The 13,797-nt window shown below is 61.5% G+C and carries 9 protein-coding genes and 1 pseudogene; 5 read left to right on the top strand and 5 right to left on the bottom strand.

What is annotated here, in order from left to right:
• Both D3872_RS25855 and D3872_RS22215 read left to right on the top strand, forming a co-directional pair.
• On the top strand, window positions 1-280 hold a 280-nt coding region (locus D3872_RS25855), incomplete at its 5' end, for a hypothetical protein (protein WP_182915895.1).
• Between the two features lie 85 nt (window positions 281-365).
• Window positions 366-575, top strand: coding sequence for a hypothetical protein (locus D3872_RS22215; protein ID WP_119812827.1), 210 nt, complete (start codon window positions 366-368; stop codon window positions 573-575).
• 463 nt (window positions 576-1,038) lie between these two features.
• Here D3872_RS22215 and gap read toward each other — a convergent pair whose 3' ends face one another.
• Window positions 1,039-2,052, bottom strand: a complete 1,014-nt coding sequence (gene gap / locus D3872_RS22210) for a type I glyceraldehyde-3-phosphate dehydrogenase (protein ID WP_119812826.1) — start codon at window positions 2,050-2,052, stop codon at window positions 1,039-1,041.
• An 88-nt stretch (window positions 2,053-2,140) separates the two neighbouring features.
• Window positions 2,141-4,153, bottom strand: a complete 2,013-nt coding sequence (tkt, locus tag D3872_RS22205; RefSeq protein ID WP_119812825.1) for a transketolase — start codon at window positions 4,151-4,153, stop codon at window positions 2,141-2,143.
• 133 nt (window positions 4,154-4,286) lie between these two features.
• Between tkt and D3872_RS22200 the strand changes: the two genes are divergently transcribed.
• The 3 genes from D3872_RS22200 (at window position 4,287) to D3872_RS22190 (ending at window position 6,174) form a co-directional block, all read left to right on the top strand.
• Window positions 4,287-5,012, top strand: a complete 726-nt coding sequence (locus tag D3872_RS22200) for a 16S rRNA (uracil(1498)-N(3))-methyltransferase (RefSeq protein ID WP_119812824.1) — start codon at window positions 4,287-4,289, stop codon at window positions 5,010-5,012.
• 108 nt (window positions 5,013-5,120) lie between these two features.
• Window positions 5,121-5,582 (top strand): penicillin-insensitive murein endopeptidase, encoded by a 462-nt coding sequence (locus tag D3872_RS22195; RefSeq protein WP_119812823.1) that lies wholly within the window; start codon window positions 5,121-5,123, stop codon window positions 5,580-5,582.
• A 151-nt stretch (window positions 5,583-5,733) separates the two neighbouring features.
• Window positions 5,734-6,174, top strand: coding sequence for a hypothetical protein (locus D3872_RS22190; RefSeq protein WP_147373966.1), 441 nt, complete (start codon window positions 5,734-5,736; stop codon window positions 6,172-6,174).
• Between the two features lie 853 nt (window positions 6,175-7,027).
• On the opposite strand, the gene D3872_RS22175 is transcribed toward D3872_RS22190, so the two are convergent.
• The 3 genes and pseudogenes from D3872_RS22175 to D3872_RS25850 all read right to left on the bottom strand — a co-directional run.
• Window positions 7,028-9,823, bottom strand: a complete 2,796-nt coding sequence (locus D3872_RS22175; RefSeq protein WP_147373965.1) for a TonB-dependent receptor plug domain-containing protein — start codon at window positions 9,821-9,823, stop codon at window positions 7,028-7,030.
• Between the two features lie 304 nt (window positions 9,824-10,127).
• Entirely contained in the window at window positions 10,128-12,893 is a 2,766-nt protein-coding gene (locus D3872_RS22170) for a TonB-dependent receptor domain-containing protein (RefSeq protein WP_119812819.1), read from the bottom strand.
• 252 nt (window positions 12,894-13,145) lie between these two features.
• Window positions 13,146-13,797, bottom strand: a pseudogene (locus D3872_RS25850) (TonB-dependent receptor); the annotation flags it as partial.

The following is a 13,797-nucleotide window of genomic DNA, read 5'->3' as shown; positions in this document are numbered from 1 at the left end:
CCTCAATCTTGGGAAGTTCGTCGAGCAACTGGTCAGGAAGTTGGCGGTGAGCGATGTGCGCCTGCGCCGTACAATCAGCTTCAATCCCGACCAGGAACCAAACGAACAGGTGCTCGATGAACTCGCATCGGAGATACGCTCCTGCCTGGAAGGCGTGCCTACACGGCAGGCACTTGTCGAGGCGGCAGCATTCATGCGTCAATCCATGGTCAGGCATCGCAATCCGGATTTGCAGGGCAAGCTGCTGCAAGTCTTGAACCATGGATTCGAACACAGCTGACTAGCACGCGTACGAAATCTACACGTGGGCCGCTCACCAAGCTCGCGGTGGACACGTTTTCGATCTACACACAGAGGAGGCAGACATGACGCAGCAGATGACATTCGCAGTTCCGGGCAATCACGTGTACTGGATTATGGGAGGCTTGATGTGCGGCTTGATCGGCCTGTCTCTGGATTTGTTTCTGTCGGGTGCGATGGCGGGCGAGGCGGCCAAATGGGGCGGCATCGGCGCTTTGATCGGTGCGGGCGTAGGCTTGATCGCGTTAGCGAATAGAGTGTTCTCCCGTCATTGAGTCGTTGTATGCCTGCCTCGGAGAGGCGGCGCCGGTTTTCGATCTGTCCGTGGTCCTTTTCGGTCTGGACGTCGCTCCAAAATGGATGTTCCATCTTGCGGCCATCGGCAGTCGTGCTGGCATCCCATCGCGGCGATTGTGATGATGGCGCCTTTGAGCTCCGGCGTTGGCATCATGCTGATCAGGCGGAATCACTGGTACTGACTGACATGCGCGACCGTCGCAAATTCCTCAGGATTTACCATCCGGACGGTACGGGACGTGCGACAAATGGCGAAGTGGCGAAGTGGCGCGGCCAACCTGACGCGCACTCGCCCCCCTCGCCACCGCAGACCTGCAAATCGCAGGGACACTCGCGATACCGTTATCAACATCATGGACCCGCACCATATGCAAAAAGGGCCGCCCCCCCCGTCACGGAGGCCGGCCCTTCAGGCAGGCAAGCACAGGGCTTGCGGTGTAATTACTTCGCGTTCATCAGCGCGACGGTGGTGTCCAGCATGCGGTTCGAGAAGCCCCACTCGTTGTCGTACCACGACGATACCTTGACCAGGCGGCCCGATACCTTGGTCAGCGTGGCGTCGAAGTTCGACGATGCCGGGTTGTGGTTGAAGTCGATCGACACCAGCGGTTCGGTCTGGTAGGTCAGGATGTCTTTCAGGGCGCCTTCGGCAGCGGCCTTCTTCATCAGCTCATTGACTTCCTCGACGGTGGTGTCGCGCTTGGCGATGAAGGACAGGTCGACCAGCGACACGTTGATGGTCGGCACGCGGATCGCGAAGCCGTCCAGCTTGCCGTTCAGTTCCGGCAGCACCAGGCCGACCGCGGCGGCGGCGCCGGTCTTGGTCGGGATCATGCTCTGGGTGGCCGAACGGGCGCGGCGCAGGTCTTCATGCATCACGTCGGACAGCACCTGGTCGTTGGTGTAGGCGTGTACGGTGGTCATCAGGCCGGTTTCGATGCCGATCGCGTCGTTCAGCGGCTTGACCAGCGGGGCCAGGCAGTTGGTGGTGCACGATGCGTTCGAGATCACGGTGTCGGTCGACTTCAGCACGTCCTGGTTGACGCCGAACACGATGGTCGCGTCCACATCCTTGCCGCCTGGCGCCGAGATGATGACTTTCTTGGCGCCGCCCTTCAGGTGGGCCGAGGCCTTTTCCTTGGTGGTGAAGAAGCCGGTGCACTCGAGGACTACGTCCACTTTCAATTCGCCCCATGGGATCTCGGCTGGATTGCGCTGCGCGAACACGCGGATCGGATCGCCATTGACGATCATGTTGTCGCCTTCGACCGTGACGGTGCCGGGGAACTTGCCGTGCGCGGTGTCATAGCGGGTCAGGTGGGCGTTCGACTTGGCGTCGCCCAGGTCGTTGATCGCCACGATCTGGATGTCCTGCTTCTTGCCGCCTTCGTAGAAAGCGCGCAGCACATTGCGGCCGATGCGGCCATAACCGTTGATTGCTACCTTGATCGTCATTGCTATTGCTCCTGATTAAAAAAAGTTTTCTTCAGATTTCGTCGCAGAACATTGTAAAAAGGGGCGCACGCAGCGCCCCCGGACATACTTAAGCGGTCAGCACCGATTTGACCTTGGCAACCACGTTCTCGACCGTGAAGCCGAAGTGTTTGAACAGCACCGGCGCGGGAGCCGATTCGCCGAAGGTGTCGATGCCGACGACAGCGCCTTCGAGGCCGACGTATTTATACCAAAAATCGGTGACGCCGGCTTCGATCGCCACGCGTGGCATGCCTTTGGTCAACACGCTGGCCTTGTAGGCTGCGTCCTGGCGGTCGAACACGTCGGTAGACGGCATCGACACCACGCGCACCGGGGTGCCTTCCGCTTCGAGGGCGGCGGCGGCCTTGAGCGCCAGTTCGACTTCGGAACCGGTCGCGATCAGGATCGCTCGGGCCTCGCCAGGCTTTGCGCCGGCAGGGTCGCGCAGCACGTAGCCGCCGCGAGCAATGTTGGCCACCTGGGCCGCGTCGCGCTCGACGTAAGGCAGGTTCTGGCGCGAGAAGATCAGCGTCGCCGGGCCATCCTTGCGCTTGACTGCCGCGCCCCATGCCACCATCGATTCGGTGGTATCGGCCGGACGCCAGTTGTCCAGGTTAGGGATCAGGCGCAGCGACGAAACGTGCTCGACCGACTGGTGGGTCGGGCCGTCTTCGCCCAGGCCGATCGAATCGTGGGTGAACACGAAGATCGAACGCTGCTTCATCAGCGCGGCCATGCGCAGCGCGTTGCGGCTGTAGTCCGAGAAGGTCAGGAAGGTCGCGCCGAACGGGATGTAGCCGCCATGCAGGGCGACGCCGTTCATGATCGCGGCCATGCCGAACTCGCGCACGCCGTAGTTGATGTGGTTGCCTGGCTGGCCCGAGCGCACCGGGGTGATCTCTTTCCAGTTGGTCAGGTTGGAACCGGTCAGGTCGGCCGAGCCGCCCAGGAATTCCGGCAGCGCGCCGGCCAGCGCCTGGATCGCGTTCTGACTGGCCTTGCGGGTTGCGATGGTTTCCTTCTTGTCGATGGTCGCGGCGACAGCCTGCGCCAGCACCTGCTCGAAATTGGCCGGCAGCTCGCCCTTCATGCGGCGTTCGAGTTCGGACGCCAGCTCAGGGAACTGCGCGCGGTAGGCCGCGAACTTGGTGTTCCATTCGGTTTCGACGGCTGCGCCCTGCGCTTTCGCGTCCCATGCCTCGTAGATCGGGGCAGGGATTTCGAACGGGTGCGATTCCCATACCAGGTGCTCACGCACTGCCGCGCATTCCGCGTCGCCCAGCGCCGCGCCGTGGACCTTGTCGCCGCCCTGCAGGTTTGGCGCCCCCTTGCCGATGATGGTCTTGCAGCAGATCAGGGTCGGCTTGTCGGACAGCTTCGCCTGGGCGATGGCCGCGTCGACCGCTGCCACGTCGTGGCCGTCGACGTTCGGGATCACGTTCCAGTTGTAGGACTCGAAGCGCTTCGGGGTGTCGTCGGTGAACCAGCCTTCGACCTTGCCGTCGATCGAGATGCCGTTGTCGTCGTACAGGAAGATCAGTTTTTTCAGGCCCAGGGTGCCGGCCAGCGAGCACACTTCGTGCGAGATGCCTTCCATCAGGCAGCCGTCGCCCAGGAAGGCGTAGGTGTAGTGGTCGACCACGTCGTGGCCAGGCTTGTTGAATTCACTGGCCAGCAGCCATTCCGACAGCGCCATGCCGACCGCATTGGCGATACCCTGGCCCAGCGGGCCGGTGGTGGTCTCGATGCCCGGGGTGATGTCGACTTCCGGGTGGCCCGGGGTCTTCGAATGCATCTGGCGGAAGTTGCGGATGTCGTCCATCGACAGGTCGTAGCCGGCCAGGTGCAGCAGCGCGTAGTGCAGCATCGAGCCGTGGCCGTTCGACAGCAGGAAACGGTCGCGATTGATCCACTTCGGATTGGCCGGGTTGTGCTTGTAATGGCCGGCCCACAGCGCAACAGCGATTTCCGCCATGCCCATGGGCATGCCTGGATGGCCGGAATTGGCCTTTTGAACTGCGTCCATGGCCAGGGCGCGGATTGCGTTGGCCATCAGGGTAGTTGGGAGCGTAGGTTTCATGAATTGCATCACAGAGGTCTAAGAATCGGGAGTGCTGCGGCCGTAGCCAGCTTGCTGAACCAAGTATTTTACCAGACCGGGTGGGCGGGGAATTAAAATGCGCACAGTTCATACCTGATTAACAAGGATTTGCATGCCGCGTTTTTACTGTCCCGAGCCGCTGGCCGTGGGCGCCACCGTCGCCCTGCCCGAGGCTGTCGCCCACCATGTGAACGTGCTTCGCATGCAGCCGGGCGACACGCTCAGCCTGTTCGACGGCAACGGCGGCGAGTACGTGGCGCGGCTGGCCACGGTCGACCGGCGCCGCGCCAGCGCCACGGTGGAAAGCCACGATGCGCGCGAGGTGGAACTGCCCTACCACGTCACGCTGGCGCAGGCGCTGCCGGAGGGCAGCAAGATGGACTGGATCATCGAAAAGGCGGTGGAACTGGGCGTGGCCGCGATCCAGCCGCTGGCGGCGAAGCGCTGCGTGGTCAAGCTGTCGCCCGAGCGCGCCGGAAAAAAACTGGAGCACTGGCAAGGCGTGATCGAGTCGGCATCCGAGCAAAGCGGGCGCAACCGGCTGGCGAAGCTGGAGGAACTGACCGACTTCGAACGCTGGATCGGCGCGCGCGACATGGGCGACTGCATCCTGCTGACGCCGCGCGCGACGCAGTCGCTGGCCGAGTGGACGCACGCGACAGCGCCGCAGCCGATCAGCCTGATGATCGGGCCGGAAGGCGGCTATACGCAGCAGGAAGAAGATGCCGCGATCGAACGCGGCGCGATCGCGCTGTCGATGGGGCCGCGCATCCTGCGCACCGAGACGGCGGCGCTGGCGGCGATGGCGGCGATCGGTGCGGCCTGGGGCGGGATGTAAGCAGCTCCGCCGGGTCAGCGAAGACAGGTGCTCCCTCTTGCTATGGATCACCACAGTGTGGCCTATTTCACCTGAGAATCACATCTCCCTGATAAAGCGGAGGATGAGATGCCAGAAGCAAAGCCATGCGACAAGCGAGGATTTTTTGTTCTTCCCCAAGGATACGAGGGCGGCGGATATTACTGTTACGGCACACCTGATGGCGGCCGAAGCCAGTATGCACATCCCAAACTAATCTCGTTCATGTCGGACGTTGCCATCCGCTGGTGCGCGCAGGACGTGCGCAAATTCGGGGTAGGCAACATTAGCTTGCCGGACGGCCGCAAGGGTGACCACGCTACCCATATCAAGGGACTCGATGTTGATATCCGCCCGATCCGAAAGGACGGCCGACGCCTCGCCTGCACTATCCGCGACCGGCAGTATGACCATGATGCCACTGCCAGGCTTGTCGAAATCCTCTACGGCACTGGCATGGTCAGAACGATTCTTTTCAACGACGGCAGTATCCGGCACGTAAGGCGTTGGCCGGGCCACGACAACCACTTGCATGTTTCGTTGAAAGCTTGATCGCACACCTTGAAAGGCAGCTATGGCCAACCACGTTTCCGCACTCGCGTTCTGCGGGTTGCTAGCGGCACTCCCACTGACCAGTGGTGCGGCACCCATTCCGAGTCAGTCGCAAATCGACACGCTAGTCGGGGAAACCCTTGGACCGTCGGTGAACGCCGTGGCGGATGGTGGCCCCGGACTTCCCCGGTACCTTCGCGCCTCAATGAATAGAAGAACTGCGCCCGTAGTACTGGTGCCCATCACGGCCGACCAGGCCAAAGGAACCCTGAACGCGCGCGGGATCAAGGCTATTCACGCGCCGGGGCAAAGCGGTGATGCCGACGAAATCATTGGCGCCAACTGCCTTGGCCTTGCGTTCTTCCACGGCCTGCCGGCGGTTTCGGTCGCCGGCAAGCCATCATCCGTATATTTGATTTATGAGTGCTTCTCGGGCTATACGCGGGTCGCAAAGAAGGCGACGCTGCTAAAGTATCTGAAGCCACACTCAGACGGGGACGCCATCCTGCTTGACCTCGAGTCTGGCGGGCAGCTACTAATTTATTGGTCAGGAACCGGCTACAGCACGAAGTTCGTCAGGAAGGGAGGTTGACGTATCAAGATCGGGATAGGGGCGGCCAGCAAGCGTCACCACCGGGTCGGCAGGAGGTGCCGGAACGCAGCTTCCGCACGAAGGCGCGCAACTGGCCTCATGCCGCCCCGGTAGCCGCGTGCGGCGATCGCGCGATACTGCACGGTCGCCGGATCGCGTTGGGCTAGCGGCTTGCTGGCGATCCCGCGGTACTGCTCAAATTGCGCCAGCTTCGTCTGGCGCTCACCTTGCGCTTCGTACTTCGGCGGCATCCAGGGCCAAAAAGTGCCACCGCACCGTGTTCACTGCGCAGCCCACCTCCGCGGCCGATTCTGCCGCAGGCTTAACCCATCTTCTCAGTAGTTTAAAATTTCACGTACCCTCTTTGGGGGTTTCAAGGCCGCTCCGCAAAGCGACCATCTTCTCAAATTGGTGTATCAGTTTTCAATCGCTGCCTGTATCAGTTTACAACCGCTGCTGACAGCTAAGACCCCGCTCCGGCTCGCGCCGTCGCCTTTTCAGGCACAAGGCGGGGCGTCCCCAGGTAAGGACCGCACTCCTTCATCACACAACCGCCGCATCCACGCCACCTCTCATTGACCACGCGAGCTTCGCGGATATTCGCCCGCTCACCCTGATCGGTAGCGCCCTCTATGCGGTTCGTGCACCTCGGCTCATGATTTATGCTCCGTGCCGCGCCGCATGCGGCACGTTCCCACACTCGGTTACCCTCATGCAGTTGCGCTTCACTTCGCTCACTGTGGGCAGCTTGCGGCGGACTTTTACCCACAGGAGTGCGCCCTGCCGGGCGCACGAATAAAAAACCCGGCGCAAGCGCTGGGTTTCTGGGTAGGCCCGTAGGGACTGCCGCCGTTTAGAAGCGGTACTCCAGCGCCAGGCGCAGCGTAGTGCCACGCGGCTCCGGATTACCAGCACGCATGTCGATGCGCTCTTTACGGTTGAAGACGTTGTTGAGATACGCCGACACGGTCGTGTTCCGGATGCCCGAATAGCTCAGGTTCAGGTTGACCAGCACATCCTCCTTCAGCCTGCAGTAGTCGGCAGGGATGCCCTGCGCCTCGCAGCCTGCCGGCGTGTAGTTGGTCGTGTACTTGGTGTCGATCAGCTCCGTCTCAGGCACATAGGTCACGACGCCGCCGACGTTCCAGTCGCCACGTTTCCAGTTGGTGGCAGCGCGAACGGTGTAGCGGTAGTTTTCATAGTTCCCTACCAGGTTCTCGGTGTAGGCATCATCGATACTGTCCCAACCGCGATAGTCCAGCTGGTAATTGGCCTTGACGTTGGTGGCCAGGCGGCCGGCAGAACCCATGTTCCATTGGTGGTTGATCTCCATGTCCACGCCCGAAACGCGGGTCTTGTCCAGGTTCTCGTAGCGGCGGTACAGCGCGCTCACCGGACCGACCGGCCAGGTGAACGTACGCCCTGCCAGTTCCCCGGCGCGGGCAGCCAGGCGCAGGTCGTCCGCAGTCACCGGCAAACGTTGGACGCTGCCAGGCACCTGGTCTTCGTTGGCCAGCACTTCGTTAGTATTCTTGGTGCCAATCTCGTTACGGCGCTCGATGTGGTAGTAGTCCATCGTCAAGCTGAGATCCTTGAACGGCTCAAGCACGAAGCCGGCGTTGAAGCTCCTCGATTTCTCCGGCTCCAGCTCCGGATTGCCTTGCACGGAAGACGCGAAACTGACACGGCAGCCGAGGTCGCGCGCACGGTTGCTGTCCGCCTTGTCCAGGGTGTTGCCGTTCTTCAGGACGTCAAAGATCTGATTAGCGACTGCGCAACGCTTAGGATCCTGGGTACCATTGTTGAACGCCGACAGCGCGACCTTGCCGGTTTCCGCCACGTTCGGTGCGCGGAAACCGTGCGCAACCGTGCCGCGCAGCATGAAGCTCTTGTTGACTTCATAGCGCGCGCTCAGTTTTGGCACCACCGATGCGTCGGTGCTGCCGACCTTGTCGACACGCAACGCGCCGTTGACTTCCAGCTGCTTGGTCAGCGGGGCGTTCAGTTCGGCGAACGCGGCCGCGATATTGCGCGCGCCCGACACGGCGATCGAGCCATAGCCGACGACCTCGGCATTGGCCACGTTATCACTGGTGAAGGCATCGAAGGTGTCGCGACGGACGTCCGCGCCGACTGCCAGGCCGAGGCCGCCGCCCGGCAACTGCATCAGTTCCCGCGATGCCTTGATGTCGGCGAACACCTGCTTCGACTCGCCGCCGAACAGGATGTTCGGGAACATGCGATTGAGCAGCTCAGGGCTGTTCTTGCCGCCAAAACGGTACTCGCCGGTCAGGACGGCGCTCAGGTAATTCGCGGCATGCTTGGCGCTACGGAGGTTGTTGTCGACTTTCGAGCCCATCGCGCCGATGGCAGCATTCCAGTCCCAGCCGTAGTCGATGCCTTCCACACCCACCAGAACGCGATACTGCTTGGCCTTGGCGTTGCTCTTGAACATCTCGACATCGTCGGCGTAGCGGTAGCGCAGCGACACCGGGAACGAATACGGGTTATCCGGGTGGCCGACCGGCAGCTTCGGCTCGGTGAAGAACTTGAGCTGGCCTTCCTTCGAGCTGTACCACCGCGTTGGCGTTCCCGTGAACTGCATGATCGGCGGCGGGTTGTAATAGGTGGTGGAGGTCTGCGCCAGCGTCACTTCCGAGTACAGGGTATGGGTGGGCGACAGGTTCAGGCGACCGCCGCCATAGAAGTTGACGCGCTCGGCTTCGGCATGGATGCCGAGGCGGTCGTACTGGTCGAAGCGGCAAGTGCCGTCGACGATGGTTGCGCAACCCGCGCGCGGGGTGGTGAAGTTTTTGCCGGCCAGCGCAGGATCCGAGTAGTTGGTCGGATAGCGGTCGACGAAGTTGCCCGGGTAGGAGAAGGTCGAGGTGACCCCGAAGCTCGGATTAACGTGTTTGATATACCACGGACCGACCGTCGCTTCGATCTCGCGGTCGGTGTAGGGGTTACGGTGATAGGCCTCGATGTGGCCAAACACGTTGTAGCCGTCACGGGCCAAGTCGCCGAAGCCGCTCGTGATCGACGCGGTCTGGTCCTTGTCCAGCTTACTGTTGAGCAGCGACTGGCGCGCACTGGCGCGCACGGTGGTACCCTGGAAATCCTTCTTCGTGATGACGTTGATGACGCCGGCAACGGCATCCGAGCCGTACACTGCGGAAGCACCGTCCAGCAGGATCTCGACGCGTTCGATGATCTCCGACGGCAGCGCGTCGATGTTCACGAAAGTTTCCTGCCCGCCATCGGCCAGGCCATAGTTCGACACGCGACGGCCGTTGAGCAGGGTCAGGGTCGAATTCTTGCCGAGGTTACGCAGCGATACGCCCGAAGCGCCGCTGGCGAACGAGTTGCCGCCGCCCAGGTCGGACAGCGCGCCGGTGTTCGCGGTCAAGGTATCGAGCACGTCCTTGACGGTGCTGGCGCCGATCGTGGCGATCTCGGCGGCATTAATGACCTGTACCGGCGACGAGGTTTCAACGTCCACCGCGCGCTTGATGTTGGAGCCGGTCACGTAGACCTTCTGGATCGGCTGCGCCGCCGGGGTGGTAACGCCCTGTGCGCTGACATGCGACGTCGCCACGGTCATCGCAACGGCGACGACGCTGGTTTTCAATACGAGTTGCTTCTTCAATGTTATCTCCGTAAGTCTTTTGAGGTATTGGTCTGGCTCTGTTGTACAAAGCGCACGTAGTGTCCCGCAGATGTTTAACGTTAGCAACAACTCCAAACCAAAGATTGTGAAAGCACGGCAGCGTTTGTTGTTTATACGCAAATGTCAGATTGGGCAGACACGGCGATCGACTACAGCCAGCGCCACCGTCGACACACCGCGCTGACGCAGAGGACATCAGCGTTAGCCACGCATTGAAGGCTCTTCAAGCAAAAAACGCCCCGCAAGCCGAAGCCTGCGGGGCGTTTTTGCTAAGCGCTAAGGCTTAGAAGGTGTAGCTGGTGTTCAGGTACAGGGTGCGGCCCATCGTGTCGGCGTAACGTGGATCGTAGCCAACCTGGTGGCCCGACGAAGTACGCAGCGACAGCGATGGCTCCTTGTCCATCAGGTTCTTGATGCCCAGGCGTACATCCCACTTGTTGGTGATGAAGTACTTGCCCTGGTAGTCAACCGTCACGTACGACGGAACTTCCAGGCGGATCGGCGTGGTGATGTTGGCCTTGGTGGCGACGTTGTATGGAGTCGCCGGCGCATCGGTGTAGCCGTTGCGGTAGTTCAGCGTGAACGAGTTGACCATCTTGCCGCTGTCCAGCGCCGCGGTGAAGCGAGCGAGGTTGCGGAAGGTCACTGCGTCGTTGATGCCGTAACGGTCCATGCTGTCGGTCCAGACGTTGTCGGTACCTGGCGTGGTGTAGTTCGCCTTCAGCATGTGGGTGCCGTTCACGTTCAGCGAGAACTTGCCGAACGAGTACTTTTCACCCACGGTGAAGTCCCAGTCGATACCGCGGTAGTGCGAGCGGCCGATGTTGATCGGAGCAATCAGGTACGCCCACTTCTGTTCGCCGGTCGCCGGGTTGATGTGGGTCGAGAACAGTTCGCGGAACTTCACAGGGTCGCCAAACGCCTGCACTTCGCTGACCGACGATACCTGGTTGGTCATGCGCACATCCCACAGGTCGGCGCCGAAGGTGACGCTGTTCGACGGCTCGATGCGGAAGCCGAGGGTGTACTGTTCGGATTCCTCAGGGTTCAGCTGCGAGTTGCCGCCGCGCTTGACGTCGTACTGCTGACGGCCTGGACGGCAGAAGCCTGCGTTTTCCGATTCCAGCGATGCCGGGCATACATACGAACCCGAAGTCACGCCTGCGGAGACGATCGGGCTGGCGATCTGGGACTGGTTAGCAACGCGGAAGCCGGTGCCATAGGAAGCGCGCAGCAGGATCTGCTGGGTTGGCGAATAGCGTGCGGTCAGCTTGTAGGTGCTGGCGTCCTGCGACTCGCCGACTTCGCGGTTGGCACGCGCGTCCTTGACTGCCGAGTACTTGTCCCAACGGACAGCCGCGGTCATTTCCAGGTTCTTCAGTACCGGCATTGCCAGTTCGGCGAAGGCACCGGTCGAATCGCGGGTGTAATCGAACTCGGCAGGTGCGCTGAAGGCATAGATGGTGCCGTTCTTGGCAGCTTCCGATGCGTTCAGAACCTGGTTCAGTTCGCGGTAGTCCGCGCCGACTGCGACGCTGGCCGAGCCGCCTGGCAGTGCGAATACTTCACGCGAGCCGCGTACGTCGAAGCCCTTCATGTCCGAGTAGGCTTCGCGGATCGAGCCCTTGAACAGCGAATTCTGGATTAGCTGCTTGGTGGCGTCGGTCTGGCTGCCGGCAGGTGCGAACGGGTCGAAGGTTCGGTTGGTCAGCATCGCGCGGAACTCGGTGTTCAGCATGTAGCCGCCGTCGTACTTCTCGTTGATCTTGTACTTCGACAGGGTCACTGCGCTGTTGAAGTCCCAGCCGTAGGCAGCTGCTTCAACGCCGGCCACCAGGTGGCGCACGTCGGTGATGGTCTGGCTGTCGCGGGTACCCCAGTCGACTGCGCGGAACTGCGCAACCGCGCCGGTGGCATTGGTTTGCTGCTCCGGGGTCAGGTTAGGCTGGATGTACTGGTTGTACAGCGCCGTGCCCTTCGGGATGCTGACGCCGACCGGGTTGGGCGCGATACGCGCGGTCAGGTCGAAACGGCCCAGCGACAGGTCGGCGAAGGCGGTGGCGTTCTCGCCCAGCTTGATGCGGCCGCTGGTAAAGAAGGTGTCGCGCTTCGATTCAGGAATGATCTCGACGGTCGCGGCGAAGTCGAACGAGCAGAAGTTGGTCAGCGCGTCGTTCGACAGGTAAGTCACGTTCAGCTCGGCGCACTTGCCGTTGGCCTTCTGGAACGGGTTGAAGCCGATCGCCTTGTTGACGGCCGGGTTGACGAACGACACGGTGGCATTGGCCGGCGCGGCCGAGGTCGAGGTACGGTCGTAGATGTACTTAACGCCGTCGTGCTCGAACGGAATGTAAGCGGTCTTGGCGAAGCGGCGCTGCGGCGCCTTCAGCTGTTCCTGCTCGTCATGACGATAGGTCATCAGGACGTTGTAGCCGTTGGTGTCGAAGTCGCCGAAGCCCGCGGTCACGCTGACGTTGGCGCTCTTTCCGCCTTCGTGCTCTGGGTGCACGTAGCCAGCATCGATCGCGACGCCCTGGTAGTTCTTCTTCAGGATGAAGTTGATAACGCCGGCGATCGCGTCGGCGCCGTACAGTGCCGAAGCGCCGTCGGTCAGCACTTCAACGCGCTCGACCGCGGACAGTGGGATCGAGTTCAGGTTGACCGAGCTGCCGCTGTCCTCCAGTGGCGCCATGCGGCGGCCGTTCAGCAGTACCAGGGTGTAAGCGCCGCCCAGGTCGTGGATCGACGCGGTGGTGCGGCCGCCCGAGTTGGTGCCCGCTGCGATCGCTTCAATGGTGAAACCCTGCATCGCAGGCAGTTTCTGGACCAGGTCGGAAACGGTGGTCGCGCCGGTGCGGGCGATGGTTTCCTTGCTGATGACCTGCACTGGCAGTGCGCCTTCGCGCTGGATGCGCTTGATGGCCGAGCCGGTGATTTCCACTCGCTGGACGATCGGTTGCTCTTGAGCAATAGCCTGCGCGCCGATCAGGCCAAGCATGCCGATTGCCAGGCGCACGGATTGCACGCCGATTTTCTCTTTAAAGAACATATTGGGTCCTGGTTATGTTTGCGATGAGGCACAACGGTCTTTGCTTTTTTTGAAAAACTAGCCGTTAGTCAACGACTTTTCCTTCTCAAACTCATTGTGACGGGCAGCATTATGTCGGCAGATGTTGAATTTGGGAATCTGTCAAACCCCGTTTGGCAAATTTACAACAGCTAGAGGCATAAAAAAACCCGCGGGCTTGCGCCTGCGGGTTTTTTGCCATCCGTCCGGGGTAAGCCGGACGTGATTGCCGGCTTAGAACTTGATGTCGTAAGCCGCGGTGAACTTCACGGAACGCGGGGTGCTGTAGCTCAGCGGCGATTCGTAGGCCGAAGCGATACGAGTGTTGCCGCGTACGTTACGCGCTTCGGAAACGCTGGTCACGACCTGGGTGTCGGTGACGTTGAACACGTCCATGCGCAGCGACAGGCCCTTGACCATCGATGGACGGTATTCCACGTTCAGGTCAAGACGCTTGTCCCAAGGCAGCTCGCCCAGGGTGCCGCGCTGGATGATGACGTTCTGGGCACGGGTTGCACCGCCGCAGTAGAAGGTCTGGTTGGTGTAGCCAGGCGAACCGGTTGCGCCAGGATTCGGCTCGGTACCGATACAGCTGCGCGGACGGCCCGAGGCCAGCAGTGCGAAGGCGCCGACGCTGATTTCCGGCGTGACTTCGTAGAAGCCGAAGGCCTTGATCTGGTGCTTGCGGTCGTTCGGCAGGCGGCCGAAGGAACCGAGCATCAGTTCAGGGTAATCCCAGGTCGAGGTCACTGCCACGTCAGCCTGGCCGTTGTCCGAACGGACCTGGCCTTCGGTATTGCCTTCGTTGCGCGACAGGGTGTAGTTCACCCTGCCGTACCAGCCGTTGCGCAGCGGGTGCTCGGCGAACATGTCGAGTGCGGCGTAG

The organism is Massilia cavernae, assembly GCF_003590855.1.
GTDB classification, from domain to species: domain Bacteria; phylum Pseudomonadota; class Gammaproteobacteria; order Burkholderiales; family Burkholderiaceae_D; genus Telluria_A; species Telluria_A cavernae.
The sequence above is the reverse complement of the archived record's forward strand: the minus strand, read 5'-3'. Positions and strand labels throughout refer to the sequence as shown.

Bases quoted from the DNA above. Each gene is read 5' to 3' on its own strand.
- gap (WP_119812826.1), bottom strand. From the start codon at position 2,052: ATGACGATCAAGGTAGCAATCAACGGTTATGGCCGCATCGGCCGCAAT.
- tkt (WP_119812825.1), bottom strand. From the start codon at position 4,153: ATGAAACCTACGCTCCCAACTACCCTGATGGCCAACGCAATCCGCGCC.
- D3872_RS22170 (WP_119812819.1), bottom strand. From the start codon at position 12,893: ATGTTCTTTAAAGAGAAAATCGGCGTGCAATCCGTGCGCCTGGCAATC.
- D3872_RS22200 (WP_119812824.1), top strand. From the start codon at position 4,287: ATGCCGCGTTTTTACTGTCCCGAGCCGCTGGCCGTGGGCGCCACCGTC.
- D3872_RS22215 (WP_119812827.1), top strand. From the start codon at position 366: ATGACGCAGCAGATGACATTCGCAGTTCCGGGCAATCACGTGTACTGG.
- D3872_RS22195 (WP_119812823.1), top strand. From the start codon at position 5,121: ATGCCAGAAGCAAAGCCATGCGACAAGCGAGGATTTTTTGTTCTTCCC.